Consider the following 21,362-nt stretch of genomic DNA (forward strand, 5'->3'; position numbering starts at 1 on the left):
GCCGTCGCTGCGCACGCCGCTTCCGCGCGCCGGCCGACTCCCTCTTGCACGCCACCAGGTGAATCCATGTCCAGTGTTCCGATCGATCGCCACGCCGACGCCGGCGAGAACACCCGCCTCATCATCCTGATCAGCTGCGTCGCCACCATCGGCGGCTTCCTGTTCGGCTTCGACAGCGGCGTCATCAACGGCACCGTCGATGGCCTCAAGGAGGCCTTCCAGTCCAGTTCCGCCGGCACCGGCTTCGAGGTCGCGTCGATGCTGCTGGGCTGTGCGGTCGGCGCGTTCCTGGCCGGCTCATTGGCCGACCGCTGGGGCCGGCGCACGGTGCTGATCGTGTCGGCGGCGCTGTTCCTGCTGTCGGCGCTGGGCGCCGGCGCGGCGCACAACTCGGCGGTGTTCGTGCTGGCGCGGATGATGGGCGGCTTCGCGGTGGGCGCGGCCAGCGTGATGTCGCCGGCCTACATCGCCGAGGTCGCCTCGGCGCGCTACCGCGGGCGCCTGGCCACGGTGCAGCAGATCGCCATCATCGGCGGCCTGTTCTGCGCCTTCCTCAGCAACTACCTGCTGGCCAAGGCCGCCGGCGCGTCCACCGAGGCGCTGTGGCTGGGCCAGCCGGCCTGGCGCTGGATGTTCTGGATGCAGGCGGTGCCGTCCACGGCGTTCCTGCTGCTGTTGCTGGCGATCCCGGAGAGCCCGCGCTTTCTGGTGGTGAAGGGCCGTCGCGAGCAGGCGCTGGCGGTGCTGACCCGGCTGTACGGCGCCGGCGCCGCGCAGACCAAGCTGACCGAGATCTCCGGGTCGCTGTCGGCCGACCAGCACAAGCCGCGCCTGTCCGACCTGGTCAGCAAGGTCACCGGCAAGGTCCGCCCGATCGTGTGGATCGGCATCGGCCTGGCCACCTTCCAGCAACTGGTCGGCATCAACGTGGTGTTCTACTACGGCGCGGTGCTGTGGCAGGCGGTGGGTTTCTCCGAGAGCGATGCGCTGTTGATCAACGTGCTGTCCGGCGCGCTGAGCATCGGCGCCTGCCTGGTCACCGTGGTGCTGATCGACCGGATCGGGCGCAAGCCGCTGCTGTGGATCGGCTCGGCCGGCATGGCGGTGTCGCTGGCGCTGGTCACCATCGCCTTCGCCAGCGCCTCGCTGGATGCGGCGGGCAAGCTGGCGCTGTCGCCGGGCATGGGCCGGCTGGCGCTGATCGCGGCCAACGTCTACGTGGTCTTCTTCAACATGTCCTGGGGCCCGGTGATGTGGGTGATGCTGGGCGAGATGTTCCCCAACCAGATCCGCGGTTCCGGCCTGGCCGTGGCCGGTGCGGCGCAGTGGATGTCCAACTTCGCCATCACCGTGACCTTCCCGGTCCTGCTCGGCAGCATCGGCCTGGCCGGCGCCTACGGCATCTACACCGTGGCCGCGTTCCTGTCGGTGTTCTTCGTGCTGCGCTACGTGTACGAGACCAAGGGCAAGGAACTCGAACAGATGCAGGGCTGAGGCCGATACGCACGCGCATGCCGTGTCCGGATCGAGGTGTCTGCAGCGAGCGGCTGAAGGCATTGCCGGATCGGTGGCGGCGCTGCGGGTGCCGTACCCTCACCCCAACCCCTCTCCCGGTGGGAGAGGGGCTTTTGGCCTCTCCCTTCTCCCACCGGGAGAAGGTGCCCCGTAGGGGCGGATGAGGGTCCGGGCGAATCCTTGCGAGCAGGTCCGCGCAGCCCATAGACGTTCATTGATGTCCTCCCGGCCATGGTGCCGGGCACTCCCAACGGCTGAGGTGTGCGATCGATGGTCCCGTCGGCGTGCGCTTGTTGTGTTACTTTATAACAATTGTCACTCCGGCTTGCTTGCCGTCCCTCGCTCCCTTGCCGCTCCAGTCGATCCGATGAACCTGCAGATCTCCTCGCCCTTGCCCGATGTCGCTGCCGACGAACCTTCGCAGATCGCCGCACCCCTGAACTGGGTGGGCATGGACGGCATCGCGGTGCCGATCTGTCTGGAGGTGGGCGAGGGCGCGCCTGCGGCACCCGTGCCGGCGCAGGCCGCGCTCGCCGTCGACCTGCCGTCGGCGCAGGTCAAGGGCATTCATATGTCGCGGCTGTACCGCCTCCTCGACGAGAGCGCGCAGCAGCCGCTGTCGCCGTCGCGGCTGTCGCAGTTGCTGCGGGCGATGGTGCACAGCCATGCCGACTGCGCCTCGACCGCAGCGCGGGTGTCGCTGCGCCTGGACCTGCTGCGGCGCAGCCCGGCGCTGCACACGCCGGGGCTGGCCGGATGGCGGGCGTATCCGCTGCGGATCGACGCCGAACTGCGCGGCGGCGTGGTCCGTCTGGGGTTGGGCGTGGAGTTGCTGTACTCCTCGACCTGCCCATGCTCGGCGGCGCTTGCGCGGCAACTGCTCAGCGAGGCTTTCGTGCAGCAGCACGTGGATCAGGCGTCGGTCCCGCGCGAGGCGGTGGCGGACTGGCTGCTCCGGCACGGCAGCCATGCCACCCCGCATAGCCAGCGCAGCGTGGCCTCGGTCCGGGTCGGCCTGTCGGCGCGCGCGGTGTGTTTCGACGCCGAGGGCGTGATCGCGCTGGCCGAGCAGGCTTTGGCCACGCCGGTGCAGGCGGCGGTGCGCCGCGCCGACGAACAGGCGTTCGCGCGCCGCAACGGCGAGAATCTGATGTACGTGGAGGACGCTGCGCGGCGCCTGCAGCAGGCGCTGGGCGCGCACTACGCCGAGGTGCAGGTGCAGGTGCGGCATCTGGAGAGCCTGCATGCGCACGATGCGGTGGCGGAGACCGCGTCGGCGGCGGGGGCGTTGGCCGAGGCCGTCCGCTGAGATCCGGTGCCAGGCGTCTGCTGGCCGTCCACCGGGCCGCGCGGTCCGTGGCGACGGCCTGGCTGGCCGCGATCATCCGGGCGGCGTGGCGACCGCGGCCGTTTGCCGGGGATGGGCCAAGCCGCGATGCGCCGGGTCCAGGATGGCCGGCGCCTGGGCCCCGTCCTGCCCATGCCGCAGTTCCCCGAAACGCAAAAAACCCCGCCAAGGCGGGGTTTTTGCTGTGTCGCGCTGCAGCCGAGGCGAGGATGGCGCTCCCTAGGGGACTCGAACCCCTGTTTTAGCCTTGAGAGGGCCACGTCCTAACCACTAGACGAAGGGAGCGTTTGGTCGCGTCGATTGCAGCGCGCTAGTATATGGGTCTCGCCGCCCTTCGGCAATCCCGCAACCCGATACGGAAGCGCCATCATCAATCCGCCAGTTCCATCGCCATTCACCCTGCGCGCGATCCCGCGCGATCAGCACCCCATCTCGCGCAAGGACATCAGCCCCAACGCCCTGCGCGTGCTGTACCGGCTGCGCGAAGCCGGCTTCGGCGCGTACCTGGTCGGCGGCGCGGTCCGCGACCTGCTGGTCCAGGTCCAGCCCAAGGACTTCGACGTCGCCACCGACGCCACCCCCGAGCAGGTCAAGCAGCTGTTCCGCAACTGCCGCCTGATCGGCCGCCGCTTCCGCCTGGCGCACGTGGTCTACGGCCGCGAGATCATCGAGGTCGCCACCTTCCGCGCCAACGTCGACGACGGCAGCGGCGACCGCGAGGTGGACAACGGTCGCCTGGTCCGCGACAACGTCTACGGCAGCATCGAGGACGATGCGGTGCGCCGCGACTTCACCTGCAACGCCTTGTATTACGCCATCGAGGACTTCTCGGTGCGCGACTACACCGGCGGCTTCGAGGACGTGCAGGCGCGGCTGATGAAGCTGATCGGCGACCCCGAGCAGCGCTACCGCGAGGACCCGGTGCGCATGCTGCGCGCGGTGCGCCTGGCGGCCAAGCTCGATTTCGAGATCGAGGCCGGCACCGCCGAGCCGATCCCGCGCCTGGCCGGACTGCTGGCCGAGGCCGCGCCGGCGCGGCTGTTCGAGGAAGTGCTCAAGCTGTTCCTGTCCGGCCACGGCGTGGCCAGCTTCGAGGGCCTGGAACGGCACGGCCTGCTCGCCGCGCTGTTCCCGGAGAGCGCGGCGGCGCTGCGCTCCAACCGCAGCGGCGCATTGCGGCGGATGCTGATCGAGGGCCTGCGCAACACCGACAACCGTGTCGCCAACGACGAGCCGGTGTCGCCGGCGTTCCTGTTCGCGCTGCTGCTGTGGCCGGCCTATTGCCGTGCGTTGATGACCCTGCAGAAGCAGGGCATGCAGATGGAGGAGGCGCAACGCCGCGCCGCCGACCGGGTGACCCTGCACCAACTGAGCACCGTGGCGCTGCCGCGGCGCTTCTCGCTGCCGATGCAGGAGATCTGGCTGCTGCAGTCGCGCTTCACCTCACGCCAGCGCAAGCGGGTGATGCGCACGCTGTCGCATCCGCGCTTCCGTGCCGCGTTCGATTTCCTGATCGTGCGCCAGTCCGCCTCCGACGAGCATGCGGCCGACATCGCCTACTGGCGCGAGCTGCAGCAGCAGCCCGGCTACGCGCCGCCGCCGCGCGGCTTCGACCCGGAGGTGGACTACGCCGGCGACGAGCTGGCGTTCGCGCCGCCGGCCGACAGCGAAGAGACCCCCAAGCGCCGCCGGCGCCGGCGCCGCCGCCCGGACGCCACCGCGCCCGTCGAGTGAGCACCGTGGTGGAGACGCCGGTCCAGGCCTGCATCGGCCTGGGCGGCAACCTTGGCGACGCCGCGGCGACCCTGCGCGCGGCCCTGGCCGCGCTCGACACCCTGCCGCAGACCCGCCTGCTGCGCGCCTCGCAGCTGTATCGCAGCCCGGCCTGGGGCCGCGAGGACCAGCCGGACTTCATCAACGCCGCGGCGCTGGTCACCACCACGCTGCCGCCGCCGGCGCTGCTGCAGGCGCTGCTTGAGTTGGAAAGCCGCCACGGCCGCCAGCGCCTGCCCGGCGAGCGCTGGGGCCCGCGTACCCTGGACCTGGACCTGCTGCTGTACGCGCAGGCGGTGATTGACCTGCCCGGGCTGCAGGTGCCGCATCCGTTCCTGCACCAGCGTGCCTTCGTCCTGCTGCCGCTGGCGGAGATCGCCGCGGAGGCGGTCATTCCGGGGCATGGAACGGTGCGTGACGCACGCGACCGCATCGAAACCGGCGGGATCGTGCCAATCGGTAGATAATGCTCGGCTCATTACCGCAGCACATGAGCTTATGAGCAGCCACGCCGACAGCAAGCCCTGGACCGTTCCCGCCCTGGCCGAGGCCAAGCGCCGCCAGCAGAAGCTGGTGATGCTGACCGCGTACGACGCCGGCTTCGCGCGGACCTTCGACGCCAACGGCGTGGACCTGATCCTGATCGGCGACTCGCTGGGCATGGTGGTGCAGGGCCACGACTCGACCCTGCCGGTGACCGTGGACGACATCGCTTATCACACCGCCGCGGTGGCGCGGGTGCTGCAGCGGGCGCTGCTGGTGGCCGACCTGCCGTTCCAGTCCGATGCCACCCCCGAGCGCGCGCTGGACGCGTCGGCCCGGCTGCTGCAGGCCGGGGCGGAGATGGTCAAGCTGGAGGGGGCCGGCCACAAGCTGGAGGTGATCCGCTTCCTCAGCGAGCGCGACATCCCGGTGTGCTCGCACCTGGGCCTGACCCCGCAGTCGGTGCTGACCTTCGGCGGCTATAAGATCCAGGGCCGCGAAGAAGCCGCTGCGGCCAGGCTGCTCGCCGACGCCAAGGCGGTCGCCGCGGCCGGCGCCGCGCTGCTGGTGCTGGAATGCGTGCCGTCGCCGCTGGCCGCGCGGATCACCGCCGAGATCGACATCCCCACCATCGGCATCGGCGCCGGCCCCGAGTGCGACGGCCAGGTGCTGGTGATGCACGATTTCCTCGGCCTGGACAGCGGCCACCGTCGCCCGCGCTTCGTCAAGGATTTCCTGGCCGAGGGCGGCTCCATCGCCGGCGCCGCGCGCGCCTACGCCGACGCGGTGCGTGCCGGCACCTTCCCCGACGCCGAACACGCCTACGCCAAATGATCGAGACCATCACCGACCTGGCGCGACTGCGCGCCGTCGTCACCGGCTGGAAGCGGCAGGGCCTGCGCGTGGCCTTCGTGCCGACCATGGGCAACCTGCATGCCGGGCATTTCTCGCTGGTGATGCTGGCGCGGCAATACGCCGACCGCGTGGTCTCCAGCGTGTTCGTCAACCCGACCCAGTTCGGCCCGAACGAGGATTTCACCCGCTACCCGCGCACCCCGGAAGCCGACACCAGCGGCCTGGAAGGCGCCGGCTGCGACGTGCTGTGGCTGCCGACGGTGGAGAGCATGTACCCGCTGGGCGTGGAACTGGCGCTGCGCATGCACACGCCCGGCGTCAGCGAAGTGCTGGAGGGTGCCTGCCGGCCCGGCCATTTCGACGGCGTCTGCACCGTGGTTGCACGCCTGTTCAACCAGGTGCAGCCGGACCTGGCCGCGTTCGGCAAGAAGGACTACCAGCAACTGGCGGTGATCCGGCAGATGGTCGCCGACCTGGCGTTCCCGATCGAGATCCTGGGCGGCAGCATCGTGCGCGAGGCCGACGGCCTGGCGATGAGCTCGCGCAACCAGTACCTGTCGGCCGAGGAGCGGCCGCGCGCGGCGCAGATCCACCGCACCCTGCGGGCGATGCGCGACGGTCACCTGGCCGGGCGCCCGCGCGCGCAGGTGGAGGCGGACGCGACCGCGCAGTTGCAGGCGGCCGGCTTCGAGGTCGACTACAGCGTGCTGCGTGCGCCCGACCTGAGCGAGCCGCAGGACGGTACCGGCCCGCGCGTGGCGCTGATCGCCGCGCGCCTGGGCCGCACCCGGCTGATCGACAACCTGGAATTCTGAGCGCGGCAGGCCCTGGGCCGGTGTCGTAGGAGCGGCTTCAGCCGCGACCGGGCTTCCCCGTGAACGCCTGTCGTGGCTGAAGCCGCTCCTGCGGTGCTGGATGCGAGGCGGCCCGGCCACCACCGCCACCTAACCCTCGGCTGCTAAACTGCGCGTCTTTCCTGACCGCAGTCCGCCCCATGCAACTGAGCCTGTTGAAGACCAAGATCCACCGCGCCACCGTCACCCATTCCGAGCTGAACTACGAAGGCTCGATCGCCATCGACGGGCTGCTGCTGGAGGCGACCGGCATCCGCGAGTTCGAGCAGGTGCACATCTGGGACGTCACCAACGGCGCGCGGTTCAGCACCTATGCGATCCGCGCCGACGAGGGCAGCGGCATCATCTCGCTCAACGGCGGCGCCGCGCGCCACGTGCAGGTCGGCGACCTGATCATCATCGCCGCCTTTGCCGGCATGAGCGAAGAGGAAGCCGCGCGCTTCCAGCCGACCCTGGTCTACGTGGACGGCAACAACAAGATCACCCACACCAACCACAGCATCCCAAAGCAGGCCGCATGACACAGTCCACCGGTTTCGACGCACTGCATTCCCACGCCCAGCGCTTGCGCGGGGCGCGCCTTCCCGACCTGCTGGCGGCCGAACCCGGCCGTGCCGAGACGTTGGCGCTGCAGGTCGGACCGCTGTACTTCAATTTCGCGCGGCAGAAGTACGACCGCGCCGCGCTCGACGCGCTGCTGGCGCTGGCCGCCGAGCACGACCTGGCCGGCGCGTTCCAGCGCCTGTTCCGTGGCGAGACGGTCAACGTCACCGAAGGCCGCGCCGCGCTGCATACCGCGCTGCGCGGCGACCTCACCGGCGCGCCGGTGGCCAGCCAGGCCCACGCCAGCGCCCGCGAGGTGCAGCAGCGCATGCGCGCGCTGATCGACGCACTGGCGCAGACCGAGGTCACCGACATCGTCAGCGTCGGCATCGGCGGCTCCGATCTCGGCCCGCGCCTGGTCGCCGACGCGCTGCGTCCGGTCGCTGGCGCGCGCTTCCGCGTGCATTTCGTCTCCAACGTGGACGGCGCGGCGATGCAGCGCACCCTGGCCACGCTGGATCCGGCGCGCACCGCCGGCGTGCTGATCTCCAAGACGTTCGGCACCCAGGAAACCCTGCTCAACGGCCAGATCCTGCGCGACTGGCTGGGCGGCAGCGAGCGCCTGTACGCGGTCAGCGCCAACCCCGAGCGGGCCGCCAAGGCCTTCGACATCGCCGCCGGCCGCGTGCTGCCGATGTGGGACTGGGTCGGCGGCCGCTACTCGCTGTGGTCGGCGGTGGGCTTCCCGATCGCGCTGGCGATCGGCGCTGACGCCTTCGAACAGTTGCTGGAAGGCGCCGCGCAGTTCGACGAACACGCCCTGACTGCGCCGCTGGAGCGCAACGTGGCCGTGCTGCACGGCCTGACCACGCTGTGGAACCGCAACCTGCTCGGCTACGCGACGCAGGCGGTGATGACCTACGACCAGCGCCTGGCGCTGCTGCCGGCCTACCTGCAGCAGCTGGTGATGGAAAGCCTGGGCAAGCGCGTGCGCCTGGACGGCAGCCCGGTCGAGGCCGACACCGTGCCGGTGTGGTGGGGCGGCGCCGGCACCGACGTGCAGCACAGCTTCTTCCAGGCGCTGCACCAGGGCACCAGCATCGTGCCGGCCGACTTCATCGGCTGCATCCGCAACGACGACCCGTACACGGTCAACCACCAGGCGCTGCTGGCCAACCTGCTGGCGCAGACCGAGGCGCTGGCGAACGGGCAGGGCAGCGACGATCCGGCCCGCGACTATCCGGGCGGCCGCCCGAGCACGCTGATCCTGCTCGACGCGCTGACCCCGCAGGCGCTGGGCGCGCTGATCGCGATGTACGAGCACAGCGTGTACGTGCAGTCGGTGGTCTGGGGCATCAACGCCTTCGACCAGTTCGGCGTCGAACTGGGCAAGCAACTGGCCAGCCAGTTGCTGCCGGCGCTGCAGGGCCAGTCCACCGAGGTCGCCGACCCGGTCACGCGCGCGGTGCTGGCGCGGTTGCAGGGCTGAGCGGGTCCACATCCCGATCGCGCGAGCCTGAGCGGCTCGCGCGATCGTTCAACGCTGCCGGGCGCTGCGCCTAGACCTCGTCCAGGCGCAATCCGACCGGGTCGCCGGTGAGGTAGCCCACCGCGGCGCCGTAGCGGTCCTTGTAGTTGGCGCGGATCAGTGGATCCAGTTGCGCCTTGACCTTGTCGTGCAGCGGGCTTTCCCAGTCGCCCGGATGCTGGAAGTTGCTCATCACGTAGGTCCAGCCATGGATCTCGTCGACCGCATGCAGGCCGGTGGATTCGGCGCCGGCCGGCACCGACAGCAGGCGCGACAGCGTGCCGGTGTCGACGTTGTAGGCCCACAGGAAGTTGTTCACGTGCATGGCGCTGTCCTCGCCGATGAACAGCGTGCGCAGGCGTTCGGAGAACTTGATGTTGTCCGGATTGGCGATGCGCTCGGGGTCGGCCAGATTGCCCAGCGCGTCGGCCGCGGGCAGGTCGCGGCCGGTCAGTGCGGGCGGGGCACTCATGGACACCGGTACCCAGTCGCTGCAGATCGGCCGGCCGAGCTGGTCGCGCTGGCCGCCGCGCAACGGCAGCGCGTAGATCGCGCCGGCGGTCGGCCCTTCCACACGGATGTCGCCGGAGCCGTCGAGCATGCTGCCCTGGATGTAGGACATCGCCGAGTAGGCGATGCGGTCGCGGGGATCGACCGTGGTGCCTTCCATCTTGGTGAAGCCCAGGCTGCCGCCGACCAGCGCGGCGTAGCGGTGGGTTTCCAGGAAGGCGGCGGCCTGTTCCATGCCCGGGCGCAGCCGCACCCAGTTGAAGCCGCCGCTGTAGGGAATGCGGGTGTAGCTGGTGTCGCCCGGATCGCGCGTGGCCACGTCCATGATGTCGTCGATGCGCAACACGTCGGCCATCGCCTCGATCTCGTCGCTGCTGGCGCTGCCGAGGCGGATCCAGTCCAGGGTGGCGGCGCCGGGGCCGCTGGCCGAGCGCTGCCGCCACTTCGCCACGTACAGGGTGCCGCTGGACAGGTCGCAGGGGCGGTCGGCGACGAACAGGAACAGGCCGCCGTTGCTGGCGTCGTCGCCCATCAGCACGGTGCGCCGGTCCGGCATCACCTGCACCAGTTCGTGCGAGATGCGGCCCAGGCAGTAGTGCTTGCGGATGCTGCCGCTGCCGTCGGCATGCACGGTCACTTCCGGCAGGTGCCCATAGTGGTAGGGATTGGCGCGCCTGGGATCGCCATAGAGGTGTTCGCTGAAGCGCTGGAACTGGGTGTTGCCGGCGATGCTGGCGGCATCGGGTTCGTACTCCTCGCTGGACAGATGCGTGTTCCAGGGCGAGAGGCTGGCGCCGCAGGTGGTCCACAGACCGTGGACCGCCGAGGTGTCGACGTTGTGGTACTTGACCAGGCGCAGGTGGCCGGTGCGCGGGTCCTGGTCCAGGGTCAGCACCGCGATCGGCGCCGGCAACTGGCGATAGGTGCCGTTGCCGGCGAGGTCGCGCGTGGTGTACTCGAACTGCACCACCGCGAACACCGTGTTGCCGCGCACGCCGGGCACGTGCGCGTGCGGCAGGGTCAGCAGCGACGAGCCGTCGGGACAATCCGAGAAGAACGGACGTTCGCTGCCGGGGACCGATCGGTCCAGGATCGGGCGGTTGTGGATGTCGTAGTAGCCGCCGGCCAGCACGGTGCCGCCGGCGCCGTCGGGGACCTGGTCGCCGGTCATGAAGAACGGGCGGTAGGCCAGGGCATACCGCTGGCGGCTGCCGTCGTGCAGGACCACATCGACATGCGAGCGCACGCTGGTGGTGGCCATCGCCGCCGGCTCGGCCAGCGACGGCGCCGCCATGCCGTCGAAGCGGACCGCGCGCACGCGCGGCCGGGGCGGGTGGCCTGGCCGCGGTAGGGGCTGGGCCGGCAGACGCGCAGTCGTGGGGTCGCTGGCCAACGCCGCGGCGGACAGGCTGCCCAGCGGCAGCAGGGAGGTACCGGCCAGCAGGCGCAGGGCACGGCGGCGACCGGAATCGGGGAGATGGGACATCGGGGGACTCTCCAGAACGGGCGGGATACCGGCCACTCCCCCCCTGTGCCGGCCAGGCCCAACCTAGGCGTGCTTGGTGACATTTGTTTGAAACCTGCGAACGCACCGCGGCCGGCGACAGGCGCCGGACCAGCCACCGCCTTGCGCAGTGCGCCGCCCAGCCGATATTGCGGCGCAACAAACCCGGGGCCGCGGATGGCGGCCGGGAGCGCTGGTGACGACCGGGACGCGGCCCCAGGTAAGCGCGGCCGGTATTCCATCGCTATAGCGTCAATCGATATACCGCTGGCATTGGGGCATACCTCGCGCCGCGGTTGACAGGCTTGGGGCGATTCGGGAAGCGTAGGCGCCGGCCGCCCTTCGGCGTGGGCGGTCCGGCCGCGACATGGCATGCGTTCGCCGTTCCTGGGAGGGAGTCTCTTGCACACACAGACCGCTGGCGCGCGCGCGCCACTTCGCACGGCGCTGGCCGCGGCCGCCGCTTTGGGGCTGCTGGCGCTGGCCGCCGCCGTTCCGGGTCGCTCCGTTCCGGCCGCACCGGCGGCCGCGCCGCCGCCCCCGCCGATCCACCCGGACCGTTGGCCGTCGCCGGCCTGGCCGCTGAAGGAGGATCCGGCGCTGGAGGCGCGCATCACCAAGCTGATGGCGCAGATGTCGGTGGAGCAGAAGGTCGGGCAGACCGTGCAGGGCGACATCGGCAGCATGACCCCGGAGGACGTGCGCAAGTACCACATCGGCTCGGTGCTGGCCGGCGGCAATTCCGATCCCGGCGGCAAGTACGACGCCAGCCCTGCGCAGTGGCTGGCGCTGGCCGATGCCTATTACACGGCGTCGATGCAGACCGACGGCGCCGGCCCGGCGATCCCGATCATCTTCGGCATCGATGCGGTGCACGGGCAGAGCAACATCGTCGGTGCCACGCTGTTCCCGCACAACATCGGCCTGGGCGCGACCCGCGACCCGGACCTGATGCGCAAGATCGGCGAGATCACCGCCGTCGAGACCCGTACCACGGGCATGGAGTGGACCTTCGCCCCGACCGTGGCGGTGCCGCAGGACGACCGCTGGGGCCGCACCTACGAAGGCTATTCGGAGTCGCCCGAGGTGGTGGCCAGCTTCGCCGGCAAGGTGGTCGAGGGGCTGCAGGGCGTGCCCGGCACGCCGGGTTTCCTGGACGGGTCGCACGTGATCTCCTCGGTCAAGCACTTCCTCGGCGATGGCGGCACCACCGACGGCAAGGACCAGGGCGATACCCGCATCAGCGAGCAGCAACTGCGCGACATCCACGGCGCCGGCTATCCGCCGGCGATCGCCGCGGGGGCACAGACGGTGATGGCCTCGTTCAACAGCGTCAACGGGGTCAAGATGCACGGCAACACGGTCATGCTGACCGACGTGCTGAAGGGGCAGATGCACTTCGGCGGCTTCGTGGTCGGCGACTGGAACGGCCATGCCCAGGTCCCCGGCTGCCGCAAGGACGACTGCCCGGCCGCGTTCAACGCCGGCGTCGACATGCTGATGGCGCCGGACAGCTGGAAGGGCGTCTACGAGAACGCGCTGAAGGCGGTGAAGTCGGGCCAGATTCCGATGGCGCGGCTGGACGATGCGGTGCGGCGCATCCTGCGGGTGAAGCTGCGCCTGGGCCTGTTCGAGGCCGGCAAGCCGTCGCAGCGCCCGCTCGGCGGCAAGTTCGCATTGCTGGGCGCGCCCGAGCACCGCGCGGTGGCGCGGCAGGCCGTGCGCGAATCGCTGGTGCTGCTGAAGAACCAGCAGCAGGTGTTGCCGCTGAAGCCGCAACTCAAGCTGCTGGTGGCCGGCGACGGCGCCAACGACATGGGCAAGCAGGCCGGCGGCTGGACCCTCAACTGGCAGGGCACCGGCACCAAGCGCGCCGACTACCCCAACGGCACCACCATCTGGGAGGGCCTGCAGCAGCAGGTCAGCGCCGCCGGCGGCAGCGCCGAACTGGCGGTGGACGGCAAGTTCGCGACCAAGCCGGACGTGGCGGTGGTGGTGTTCGGCGAACATCCCTACGCCGAATTCCAGGGCGACGTCGCCACGCTGCTGTACAAGCCCGGCGACGACAGCGACCTGGACCTGATCAAGTCGCTCAAGGCGCAAGGCATCCCGGTGGTGGCGGTGTTCCTGAGCGGGCGGCCGCTGTGGGTGAACCGCGAGATCAATGCCGCCGACGCCTTCGTCGCGGCCTGGTTGCCCGGCTCGGAAGGCGGCGGCATCGCCGACGTGCTGCTGCGCAAGCCCGACGGCAGCGTGCAGTACGACTTCCACGGCAAGCTGAGCTTCTCCTGGCCGCGCACCGCGGTGCAGTTCGCCAACAACGTCGGGCAGAAGAACTACAACCCGCAGTTCGCCTTCGGCTATGGCCTCACCTATGAAGACAAGGGCGATCTGAGCCGCCTGTCCGAGGTGTCGGGCGTGTCCGGCGCGCAGGCGGTGGGCGGGGTATACCTGGACCGCGGCAAGCCGGCGACCGGCATCAACCTGATCCTGTTCGGCGGCGCCCAGACCAACCTGCCGGCGGCGACCTTTCCGGCGGCGTTGGCCGACGGATCGCTGAAGGTCACCGCGATCGACGACAAGGCGCAGGAGGATGCGCGGCGCTTCGTCTGGTCCGGCGGCGGCAAGGCCGGCATGGCGCTGGTGTTGCCCAAGCCGTTGGACGTCTCGCGCGAGAGCAATGGCGACGTGCAACTGATCCTGACGTTGAAGGTGGACGCGGCGCCCGGCGCAGCCGCGCGCATCGGCGTGGCCTGCGGCCACGACTGCGGCGCGCGCGTGGACCTGGGCAAGGCCCTGGCCGCGCTGCCCAAGGGCGAGTGGCGCACGCTGGGCGTGCCGTTGAAGTGCTTCGCGGCGGCCGGCGCCGACCTGACCCGGCTGGAGCGTCTGCCGGAGATCGAGAGCGACGGCGCGCTGGACATGGCGCTGTCGCGGATCGCGCTGGGCAGCAGCAACGACGCGCAGAGCGTGGTCGACTGCCCGCTGCACTGAGTGGCGGCGCGACGGCCGCGGACGGATTTCTTGAACGAGCGGCGCCGCCCATGCGGGGGGCGTCATGGACAACGGTGCGACAGGGCTGCGGCCCGTAGGAGAAGGCAGTGGGGTTGGCGACGTTGGATGTGGCGATCGTGGTGGTCTACCTGGCGGGCATCTTCCTGCTCGCGCAATGGGTGTCGCGGGAGAAGGCCGGGCACCGCAAGAGCGCCGAGGACTACTTCCTGGCCAGCAAGACCCTGCCGTGGTGGGCGATCGGCGCCTCGCTGATCGCGGCGAACATCTCCGCCGAGCAGATCATCGGCATGGCCGGTTCCGGCTATGCGATCGGCCTGGCGATCGCCTCCTACGAGTGGATGGCGGCGCTGACCCTGCTGATCGTCGGCAAGTTCTTCCTGCCGATCTTCCTGCGCAACGGCATCTACACCATGCCGCAGTTCCTGGAGCAGCGTTACGGCAAGTGGATCCGCACGCTGATGGCGGTGTTCTGGCTGCTGCTGTACGTGTTCGTCAACCTGACCTCGATCCTGTGGCTGGGCTCGATCGCGGTGAGCCAGGTCACCGGCATGGACCAGACCCTGGCGCTGGCGCTGATCGGCGTGTTCGCGCTGGTCTACCAGCTGTACGGCGGGCTGAAGGCGGTGGCGCTGACCGACATCGTCCAGGTCACCCTGCTGGTGCTGGGTGGCCTGCTGGTTGCCGGGCTCACCCTGTCGCGGATCGGCGACGGCGCCGGCGTGCTCGCCGGCTTCCGCCACCTGTGGAACGCGCACCCCGAGCACTTCCACATGATCCTGTCCAAGGACAACCCGTTCTACAAGGATCTGCCGGGCCTGAGCGTGCTGCTCGGCGGCCTGTGGGTGATGAACATCAGCTACTGGGGCTTCAACCAGTACATCATCCAGCGCGCGCTGGCGGCCAAGAACATCGGCGAGGCGCAGAAGGGCATGGTGTTCGCCGCCTTCCTCAAGCTGCTGATGCCGGTGGTGGTGGTGGTGCCAGGCATCGCCGCGGTGGTGCTGGCGCCGGACCTGGCCAAGCCGGACCAGGCCTACCCGACCATGATGCAACTGCTGCCCAGCGGCATCCTCGGCCTGGTGTTCGCTGCGCTGGTGGCGGCGATCGTGGCCTCGCTGGCGTCCAAGATCAATTCGGTGGCGACCATCTTCACCCTGGACTTCTACGCCAAGTTCCGCCCGCAGGCCGACCAGCCGCAGCTTGTGCGGGTCGGCCGGGTGGCCGCGGTGACCTCGGTGCTGATCGGCATCCTCACCGCGCGGCCGCTGCTGGGTAATTTCGACCAGGGCTTCCAGTTCATCCAGGAGTTCACCGGCTTCTTCACCCCGGGCGTGGTGGTGATCTTCATGCTCGGCCTGTTCTGGAAGCGCGCCAACGAGGCCGGCGCGCTGACCGCGGCGATCGGCTCGGTGCTGCTGTCGTTCGCGCTGAAGAAGCTGTGGCCGGAACTGCCGTTCATGGACCGCATCGGCCTGGTGTTCGTGCTGTCGCTTGTTGCGGCGGTGGTGGTGTCGCTGCTGACCCCGCAGGCGCCAGCGCGCGACCTGATCCGCACCGACGACGTGCGCTACGGCACCACGCTCGGTTTCAAGCTTGGCGCGGCCGCGGTGATCGCGATCCTGGTGGCGCTGTACGCGGTGTTCTGGTGAGCCACGGGCGGGCCGTGGCGCGGCGCGCTCAGGCGTCGCCGCCCTGCCACGGCTCGGCCAGCCAGGCGTCCAGCGCCTCGGCCGTCATCGGTCGCGCGATCCAGTAGCCCTGGCCCTCGTCGCAGCCCCAGTCGCGCAGCATCCGGTACACGGTTTCGCTCTCGATGCCCTCGGCCACCACCTGCTGGCCGAAATCGTGGCCGAGATGGATCATCGACGGCACCAGCATGCCGTCGCTGCGGCTGCCGGGCAGGGCACGGATGAACGACTGGTCGATCTTCAGCGCGCTGGCCGGGATGTTCTTCAGATAGCCGAGATTGCTGTAGCCGGTGCCGAAGTCGTCGATGGCGATCTTCACTCCGAGCACGCTGATCTGCTGCAGCTGTTCGGCCACCCGCTGCGGATCGCGGATCATCGCGCTCTCGGTGAATTCGATCTCCAGCGCGCCGGGCGCCAGCGCATGCTGCTGCAGCAGCGCCTGCAGGCGGACGATGAAGTCGACCTGCTCCAGGTCCACCGCCGACACGTTCAGCGAGACGCTGAAGCCATAGCCGCGCTGCTGCCACAGCGCCGCCTGGGCGATGCCGGTGCGCAGCACCCAGGCGGTGATGCGGCTCATCAGTGCGGTCTTTTCCGCCAGCGGGATGAAGTCGTTCGGCGCCACCGTGCCCAGCAGCGGATGCTGCCAACGCAGCAGCGCTTCCACGCCAACGCATTCGCCGCTGCGCAGACTCACCCGCGGCTGGTAGTGCAGGCTCAGCTGGCCCTGCGCCTCCAGCGCCTCGGGCAAGGCGGCCAGGATGCGGAAGGCGTTGCGCTGGTTGGCGTCGTGATTGCGTTCGTACAGGCTCCAGCGCTGGCCGCGCTGGCGCGCCATGTCCACCGCGGTGGTCAGCGAGCGCACCGTATGGTTGGCGCTGAGCGCCCCGTCCAGGCGCACCGCGCCCAGCGAGGGGCTGGCCGCATGCGGGATGCCCTGGTGGTCGATCGCCGCGGCGAAGGCGTCGCAGACGTGTTCGCACCAGTACTCCAGGTGCGCCGTGTCGCTGCCTTCCATGATGAACACGAAGGTGGTGGTGTCGATGCGGTACAGCGGCAGGCGGTCCAGCGCCTGCCGCAGGCGATCGCGTGCGGCCAGCAGGTAACCTTCTGCGTACTCCCAGCCCAGCGCCTTGACCATGTCGCGGAAGTACTCGATGCCGCACACGTCGATCGCCACCGCGGTGTCGTGCTGGTCCGCGCTCTGCAGCGACAGCCACATGGTCAGGTCGTCGTTGAAGCGGCTGCGGTTGGGCAGCCCGGTCAGGGCGTCGACGAAGCCGCTGTTGCGCAGCGTGTCGATGCGCACCATCAACAGGTCGCGCAGGTCCTGCAGGGTGCGGCGCGCGACCTCGTCGAGCTCGTGGCGCGGCTCGCTGTCGATCACGCACAGCGTGCCGAGGCTGGCGCCGTCGGCCATCAGCAGCGGCGCGCCGGCGTAGAAGCGGATGAACGGCGGGCCGGTGACCAGCGGGTTGTCGCGGAAGCGCGGGTCCTGGCGCGCGTCGGGCACCACCATCAGCTCCGGGCTGTGGATCGCGTAGGCGCAGAACGCCTGGCTGCGCGGCGTCTGCGCCGCCTCCAGGCCGACCCGGGACTTGAACCACTGGCGCTTTTCGTCGATCAGCGAGACCAGCGCGATCGGCACCCGCAGGTAGCGGGACGCCAGCTGCGTGACCAGGTCGAAGACCTGGTCGGCCGGGGTATCCAGCAGGCAGAGCTGGTGCAGGGCGCTGAGCCGTTGCGGCTCGTCCAGCAAGGCGGGCGGAGATTTCAACATACCGAGTTAGCGGCCCGGCGCCGGGGGACTTGAGCGCCAGGCCCGGGCGCGGTTCAGGCCGCGCCGCGCGGCTCAGCGCGGCGGGTCGCGCTGCGGGCTGGGGCGCTTGGCCAGCTTGCGTTGCAGCGACCGGCGGTGCATGCCGAGCAGGCGTGCGGCCGCGGAGACGTTGCCGCCGGTCTCGTGCATGGCCTGCTGGATGTGTTCCCACTGCAGGCGGCTGAGCGGGGTCATCGCATCCGGCACGTCGCTGCCGTCCTCGTCTTCGTCCTCCTCGGCCTCCAGGCCGATCGCGCGCAGGATCATCGGTACGGTGGCCGGCTTGGGCAGGTAGTCGTCGGCACCGAGCTTGATCGCCTCCACCGCGGTGGCGATGCTGGCGTAGCCGGTGACCAGCAGGATGCGCATGTCGGCGCGGATCGCGCGCAGCGGCTGGATCAGCGCCAGGCCGGATTCGTCGCCGAGCTTGAGGTCGATCAGCGCATAGTCCGGCGGCGTTTCGGCGGCCAGCGCCAGCGCGGCGGCGGCGCTGTCGGCGGTACGCGTGTCCAGGCCACGGCGGGCGAGGGTGCGCTGCAGGGTGCGCAGGTACAGCGGATCGTCGTCGACCAGCAGGCCCAGCGGGGTGTCGGTGTTCATGCGGAGGTCTCCAGGGCGAGCAGCGGCAGGCGGAAGCCGACCCGGGCGCCGTGGTCCGGCGCCGGCTCGGTCCACAGCTCGCCGCCCAGGCGTTCGATGGTCGCATGCGACAGCGCCAGGCCCACGCCCATGCTCTCGGGCTTGCCGCTGCGGAACAGGGTGGCCGGCAGGCCGACCTGGTTGGCGTCGAAGCCGCCGCCGTAGTCGCGCACTTCGCCGACCAGTTCGCTGCCGGTGACGCGCACGTTCAGGTCCACCTGCGGGTGGCCGGCGCGTTCGCCGGCGTCGGCGGCGTTGTTCAGCAGCACCTGCAGCAGGTGGCCGATGGCGCTTTCCATGCGCAGCTGCAGCGGCGCGTCGTCGTTGCGGCGCAGGCGCACGGTGGGCCGCACCAACTGCCACTGGTGCAGCACCTGCGCCAACGACACGGTCTGCCCGCCGGCGCGCTGCGCCGGCGCGGCCAGCGCCAGCACCCGCTCGCGGCACTGCACCAGCAGTTCGCGCAGGGTGTCCAGGTCCTCGCGCAGTTCCGGCTGGTCGCTCTGTTCGGCGATGTCGTCGGTGAGCAGGGTCATCGTCGCCAGCGGCGTGTTCAGCTCGTGCGCCACCGACGCGGCATGGGTGGCCAGGGCGACGATGCCCTCGTTGCGGGTGAAGCGCTCGCGCAGCAGCGCCAGCTCGCGCTCGCGTTCGCGCATGGCGATCGCCAGGCGGGTGGAGAACACCAGCACCACCACCGTGGACAGCAGGAAATTGGCCGCCATGCCCCAGCGTTGCAGGTCCAGCGCCTGGTAGGGGCCGTGCGGCAGCGGCAGGCCGAACAGCGCGCTGACCGCATAGCCGGCCACGCAGGCCAGCGCTACCGCCAGCGCCCAGCGCAGCGGCAGGGCCAGCACCGCCAGCGCGATCAGCACCAGGAACAGCGAGCCGAAGGCGTTGCCGATGCCGCCGCTCCAGCCGACCATCCAGGTCAGCACGGTCACGTCGACCAGGATGTGGCCGAAGGCGGTGGCCGGCGCGGCCGAGTCGGCATGGCGCAGGCGCAGTTGCGCGTACAGGTTGAACAGCGCCAGCACCGCCACGCCGGCCCACAGCGGCGCCTGCGGCAGCGGCAACTGCAGCGGCCAGGTCGCCACCAGGATCGTCGCGGCCTGGCCGGCGGTGGCCAGCCAGCGCAGGCTGCACAGGGTGCGCAGGAAGGAGGCATCGGTGGAATCCATGCTGCGCATCGTATGCGCTGGGACCAGGGCCTGCCTGCGACAAACCGTCGCAGCGGCGCCGCCTCGCTGAATCGCCGGTGCCGGCGCGTGCGGCAGGATGCGCCGCGCAGGCTAAAATGGGCGCATGTACGACGCCGTCAGCCGCCCCACGCCTCCCGCCGACGCCGCGCCCTGGGCGCGCCGTCTCACCCAGCCGGTCCGCATCGGCGGCGTCACCATGGGCGGCGGCAAGCCGGTGGTGGTGCAGTCGATGACCAATACCGACACCGCCGACGTCGCCTCCTCGGTCAAGCAGGTGGCCGAACTGTGGCGCGCTGGCTCGGAACTGGTGCGCCTGACCGTCAACAACCCGGAGTCGGCCGCGGCGATCCCGCGCATCGTCGACAAGCTGCGGATGATGGGCATCGAGGTGCCGCTGATCGGCGACTTCCACTACAACGGCCACCAGCTGCTGGCCGCCGAGCCCGCATGCGCCGAGGCGCTGGCCAAGTACCGGATCAATCCCGGCAACGTCGGCTTCGGCAAGAAGAAGGACACCCAGTTCGCGCAGCTGATCGAATTCGCGCTCAAGTACGACAAGCCGGTGCGCATCGGCGCCAACTGGGGCTCGCTGGACCAGGCGCTGGCCGCGCAGCTGATGGACGAGAACTCGCGGCGCGAAGTGCCGTGGGATGCCGGCCGGGTGCTGCGCGAGGCGCTGATCCGCTCGGCGCTGGATTCGGCCGAGCGCGCGGTGGAACTGGGCCTGGGCCGCGACCGCATCGTGCTCAGCTGCAAGGTCAGCGGCGTGCAGGAGCTGATCGCGGTGTACCGCGACCTGGCGCAGCGCTCGGACTTCGCCCTGCACCTGGGCCTGACCGAGGCCGGCATCGGCAGCAAGGGCATCGTCGCCTCCAGCGCGGCGCTGGCGGTGCTGCTGCAGGAAGGCATCGGCGACACCATCCGCATCTCGCTGACCCCGGAGCCGGGGCAGTCGCGTACGCAGGAAGTGATCGTCGCCCAGGAACTGCTGCAGACCACCGGCCAGCGCGCCTTCACCCCGCTGGTCACCGCCTGCCCGGGCTGCGGCCGCACCACCTCCGAGTTCTTCCAGGAGCTGGCCAAGGTGGTGCAGAACCACGTCCGCGCGAAGATGCCGGAGTGGAAGGTGACCCATCCCGGCGCCGAGAGCATGACCCTGGCGGTGATGGGCTGCGTGGTCAACGGGCCGGGCGAGTCGCGCCACGCCAACATCGGCATCTCGCTGCCCGGCACCGGCGAGGCGCCGGCCGCGCCGGTGTTCATCGACGGCGAGAAGAAGGTGACCCTGCGTGGCGAGAACATCGCCCACGAGTTCGTCGCGCTGATCGACGACTACGTCGAACGGACCTATGTCCGCCGCACCGGATGAGTCCGCCGCCGAGGCGGCCGGCCTGCGCCGCTGGCTGCGGCGCAATGCCTGGCGCGTGATCCTGCTGTTCGCCGGGGTGCTGCTGCCGTTGGGCGTGTTCGTGGCCCTGGCCGACGAAGTGCATGCGCTGGAAGACCTCTACTTCGACGAGCCGCTGTTGTGGAGCATGCGCGGCCTGACCAGCCCCGGCTGGGATCGGTTCTTCACCGTGGTCACCGAGGCCGGCTACCAGTACGGTGTGATCCCGCTGGACACCTTGATCGTGCTGGTACTGCTGGGCCTGCGCCGCTGGCGCGAGGCGCTGTTCGCGGCGCTGTCCTTCATCGGTTCGGCGCTGCTGAACATGGGCGCCAAGCAGTTCTTCCAGCGCGACCGGCCCAGCCTGTGGGAGTCGATCGCGCCGGAGCACCACACCTTCAGTTTCCCCAGCGGCCACGCGATGGGCTCGATGACCCTGGCGGCGGTGCTGATCGCGCTGAGCTGGCGCACCCGCTGGCGCTGGCCGGTGCTGTGGCTGGCCGGCTGCTTCACCCTGCTGGTCGGCGTGTCGCGGGTGTACCTGGGCGTGCATTACCCCTCGGACATCCTCGGCGGCTGGAGCGCGGCGCTGGTGTGGGTGGTGGGGCTGTACCTGCTGCTGTTCCGCGGCGAGCGCCGGCCGCGCTGGCGCGCACGGCGGCTGGCGAGCTGACGCGCGGCAGCGCGATCGCGGCGCTG

The 21,362-nt window shown here is 70.3% G+C and carries 16 protein-coding genes and 1 tRNA gene; 12 read left to right on the forward strand and 5 right to left on the reverse strand.

Translation table 11 applies throughout. The features are described from left to right. Positions 1-66: 66 nt before the first annotated feature. Complete coding sequence (locus Q7W82_RS12170) at positions 67-1,494, forward strand: sugar porter family MFS transporter (protein WP_242080939.1); 1,428 nt, start codon at positions 67-69, stop codon at positions 1,492-1,494. Between the two features lie 400 nt (positions 1,495-1,894). Further along, a complete protein-coding gene (gene folE2, locus Q7W82_RS12175; RefSeq protein ID WP_242161365.1) occupies positions 1,895-2,824 on the forward strand; it encodes a GTP cyclohydrolase FolE2 in 930 nt (309 codons plus the stop codon). A gap of 249 nt (positions 2,825-3,073) precedes the next feature. On the opposite strand, the gene Q7W82_RS12180 is transcribed toward folE2, so the two are convergent. Continuing rightward, positions 3,074-3,148, reverse strand: a tRNA-Glu gene (locus Q7W82_RS12180). A gap of 30 nt (positions 3,149-3,178) precedes the next feature. Between Q7W82_RS12180 and pcnB the strand changes: the two genes are divergently transcribed. From pcnB to pgi, 6 genes are all read left to right on the forward strand, one after another. Continuing rightward, complete coding sequence (pcnB, locus tag Q7W82_RS12185) at positions 3,179-4,597, forward strand: polynucleotide adenylyltransferase PcnB (RefSeq protein WP_242161366.1); 1,419 nt, start codon at positions 3,179-3,181, stop codon at positions 4,595-4,597. A 5-nt stretch (positions 4,598-4,602) separates the two neighbouring features. After that, positions 4,603-5,103 (forward strand): 2-amino-4-hydroxy-6-hydroxymethyldihydropteridine diphosphokinase, encoded by a 501-nt coding sequence (gene folK, locus Q7W82_RS12190; protein WP_242161367.1) that lies wholly within the window; start codon positions 4,603-4,605, stop codon positions 5,101-5,103. A 31-nt stretch (positions 5,104-5,134) separates the two neighbouring features. After that, the gene (gene panB, locus Q7W82_RS12195) at positions 5,135-5,953 is read left to right on the forward strand and encodes a 3-methyl-2-oxobutanoate hydroxymethyltransferase (RefSeq protein WP_242161342.1); all 819 of its coding nucleotides are present in this window, start codon (positions 5,135-5,137) and stop codon (positions 5,951-5,953) included. Then, positions 5,950-6,789 carry a pantoate--beta-alanine ligase gene (gene panC / locus Q7W82_RS12200; protein WP_242161343.1) on the forward strand — a complete coding sequence of 280 codons (840 nt, stop codon included), beginning with the start codon at positions 5,950-5,952 and terminating at the stop codon, positions 6,787-6,789. The genes panB and panC overlap by 4 nt, the downstream gene beginning before the upstream one ends. A gap of 179 nt (positions 6,790-6,968) precedes the next feature. Next, the gene (panD, locus tag Q7W82_RS12205) at positions 6,969-7,349 is read left to right on the forward strand and encodes an aspartate 1-decarboxylase (RefSeq protein WP_160946600.1); all 381 of its coding nucleotides are present in this window, start codon (positions 6,969-6,971) and stop codon (positions 7,347-7,349) included. After that, the gene (pgi, locus tag Q7W82_RS12210) at positions 7,346-8,860 is read left to right on the forward strand and encodes a glucose-6-phosphate isomerase (RefSeq protein ID WP_242161344.1); all 1,515 of its coding nucleotides are present in this window, start codon (positions 7,346-7,348) and stop codon (positions 8,858-8,860) included. The genes panD and pgi overlap by 4 nt, the downstream gene beginning before the upstream one ends. A gap of 70 nt (positions 8,861-8,930) precedes the next feature. On the opposite strand, the gene Q7W82_RS12215 is transcribed toward pgi, so the two are convergent. Next, entirely contained in the window at positions 8,931-10,895 is a 1,965-nt protein-coding gene (locus Q7W82_RS12215) for an alkaline phosphatase PhoX (protein ID WP_242161345.1), read from the reverse strand. Positions 10,896-11,285: 390 nt separating this feature from the next. Here Q7W82_RS12215 and Q7W82_RS12220 point away from each other — a divergent pair, with 390 nt between their 5' ends. Together Q7W82_RS12220 and Q7W82_RS12225 are read left to right on the forward strand one after the other, a co-directional pair. After that, positions 11,286-13,907 carry an exo 1,3/1,4-beta-D-glucan glucohydrolase gene (locus Q7W82_RS12220; protein WP_242161346.1) on the forward strand — a complete coding sequence of 874 codons (2,622 nt, stop codon included), beginning with the start codon at positions 11,286-11,288 and terminating at the stop codon, positions 13,905-13,907. Positions 13,908-14,014: 107 nt separating this feature from the next. Then, positions 14,015-15,577: a sodium/sugar symporter gene (locus Q7W82_RS12225; protein WP_242161347.1), complete on the forward strand. Its 1,563-nt coding sequence runs from the start codon at positions 14,015-14,017 to the stop codon at positions 15,575-15,577. A 28-nt stretch (positions 15,578-15,605) separates the two neighbouring features. Here Q7W82_RS12225 and Q7W82_RS12230 read toward each other — a convergent pair whose 3' ends face one another. The 3 genes from Q7W82_RS12230 to Q7W82_RS12240 form a co-directional block, all read right to left on the reverse strand. Beyond that, entirely contained in the window at positions 15,606-17,396 is a 1,791-nt protein-coding gene (locus Q7W82_RS12230; RefSeq protein WP_242161348.1) for a sensor domain-containing phosphodiesterase, read from the reverse strand. A gap of 72 nt (positions 17,397-17,468) precedes the next feature. Continuing rightward, entirely contained in the window at positions 17,469-18,035 is a 567-nt protein-coding gene (locus Q7W82_RS12235; protein WP_242161349.1) for a response regulator transcription factor, read from the reverse strand. After that, on the reverse strand, positions 18,032-19,255 hold the full coding sequence (locus Q7W82_RS12240) for an ATP-binding protein (protein ID WP_242080933.1): 1,224 nt from the start codon (positions 19,253-19,255) through the stop codon (positions 18,032-18,034). Before Q7W82_RS12240 ends, Q7W82_RS12235 begins: the two co-directional genes overlap by 4 nt. 124 nt (positions 19,256-19,379) lie before the next feature. Here Q7W82_RS12240 and ispG point away from each other — a divergent pair, with 124 nt between their 5' ends. Further along, positions 19,380-20,645 carry a flavodoxin-dependent (E)-4-hydroxy-3-methylbut-2-enyl-diphosphate synthase gene (gene ispG / locus Q7W82_RS12245; RefSeq protein ID WP_017913396.1) on the forward strand — a complete coding sequence of 422 codons (1,266 nt, stop codon included), beginning with the start codon at positions 19,380-19,382 and terminating at the stop codon, positions 20,643-20,645. Continuing rightward, positions 20,626-21,336, forward strand: a complete 711-nt coding sequence (locus Q7W82_RS12250; protein ID WP_242161350.1) for a phosphatase PAP2 family protein — start codon at positions 20,626-20,628, stop codon at positions 21,334-21,336. The genes ispG and Q7W82_RS12250 overlap by 20 nt, the downstream gene beginning before the upstream one ends. The last annotated feature ends 26 nt before the right edge of the window (positions 21,337-21,362 follow it).

This window comes from Xanthomonas indica (genome assembly GCF_040529045.1).
GTDB lineage: Bacteria > Pseudomonadota > Gammaproteobacteria > Xanthomonadales > Xanthomonadaceae > Xanthomonas_A > Xanthomonas_A indica.

Coding starts and splice junctions, on each gene's coding strand:
- Q7W82_RS12170 (WP_242080939.1), top strand. CDS start 67: ATGTCCAGTGTTCCGATCGATCGCCACGCCGACGCCGGCGAGAACACC.
- panB (WP_242161342.1), top strand. CDS start 5,135: ATGAGCAGCCACGCCGACAGCAAGCCCTGGACCGTTCCCGCCCTGGCC.
- panC (WP_242161343.1), top strand. CDS start 5,950: ATGATCGAGACCATCACCGACCTGGCGCGACTGCGCGCCGTCGTCACC.
- panD (WP_160946600.1), top strand. CDS start 6,969: ATGCAACTGAGCCTGTTGAAGACCAAGATCCACCGCGCCACCGTCACC.
- pgi (WP_242161344.1), top strand. CDS start 7,346: ATGACACAGTCCACCGGTTTCGACGCACTGCATTCCCACGCCCAGCGC.
- Q7W82_RS12215 (WP_242161345.1), bottom strand. CDS start 10,895: ATGTCCCATCTCCCCGATTCCGGTCGCCGCCGTGCCCTGCGCCTGCTG.
- Q7W82_RS12220 (WP_242161346.1), top strand. CDS start 11,286: ATGCGTTCGCCGTTCCTGGGAGGGAGTCTCTTGCACACACAGACCGCT.
- Q7W82_RS12230 (WP_242161348.1), bottom strand. CDS start 17,396: ATGTTGAAATCTCCGCCCGCCTTGCTGGACGAGCCGCAACGGCTCAGC.
- Q7W82_RS12235 (WP_242161349.1), bottom strand. CDS start 18,035: ATGAACACCGACACCCCGCTGGGCCTGCTGGTCGACGACGATCCGCTG.
- Q7W82_RS12240 (WP_242080933.1), bottom strand. CDS start 19,255: ATGGATTCCACCGATGCCTCCTTCCTGCGCACCCTGTGCAGCCTGCGC.
- ispG (WP_017913396.1), top strand. CDS start 19,380: ATGTACGACGCCGTCAGCCGCCCCACGCCTCCCGCCGACGCCGCGCCC.
- Q7W82_RS12250 (WP_242161350.1), top strand. CDS start 20,626: ATGTCCGCCGCACCGGATGAGTCCGCCGCCGAGGCGGCCGGCCTGCGC.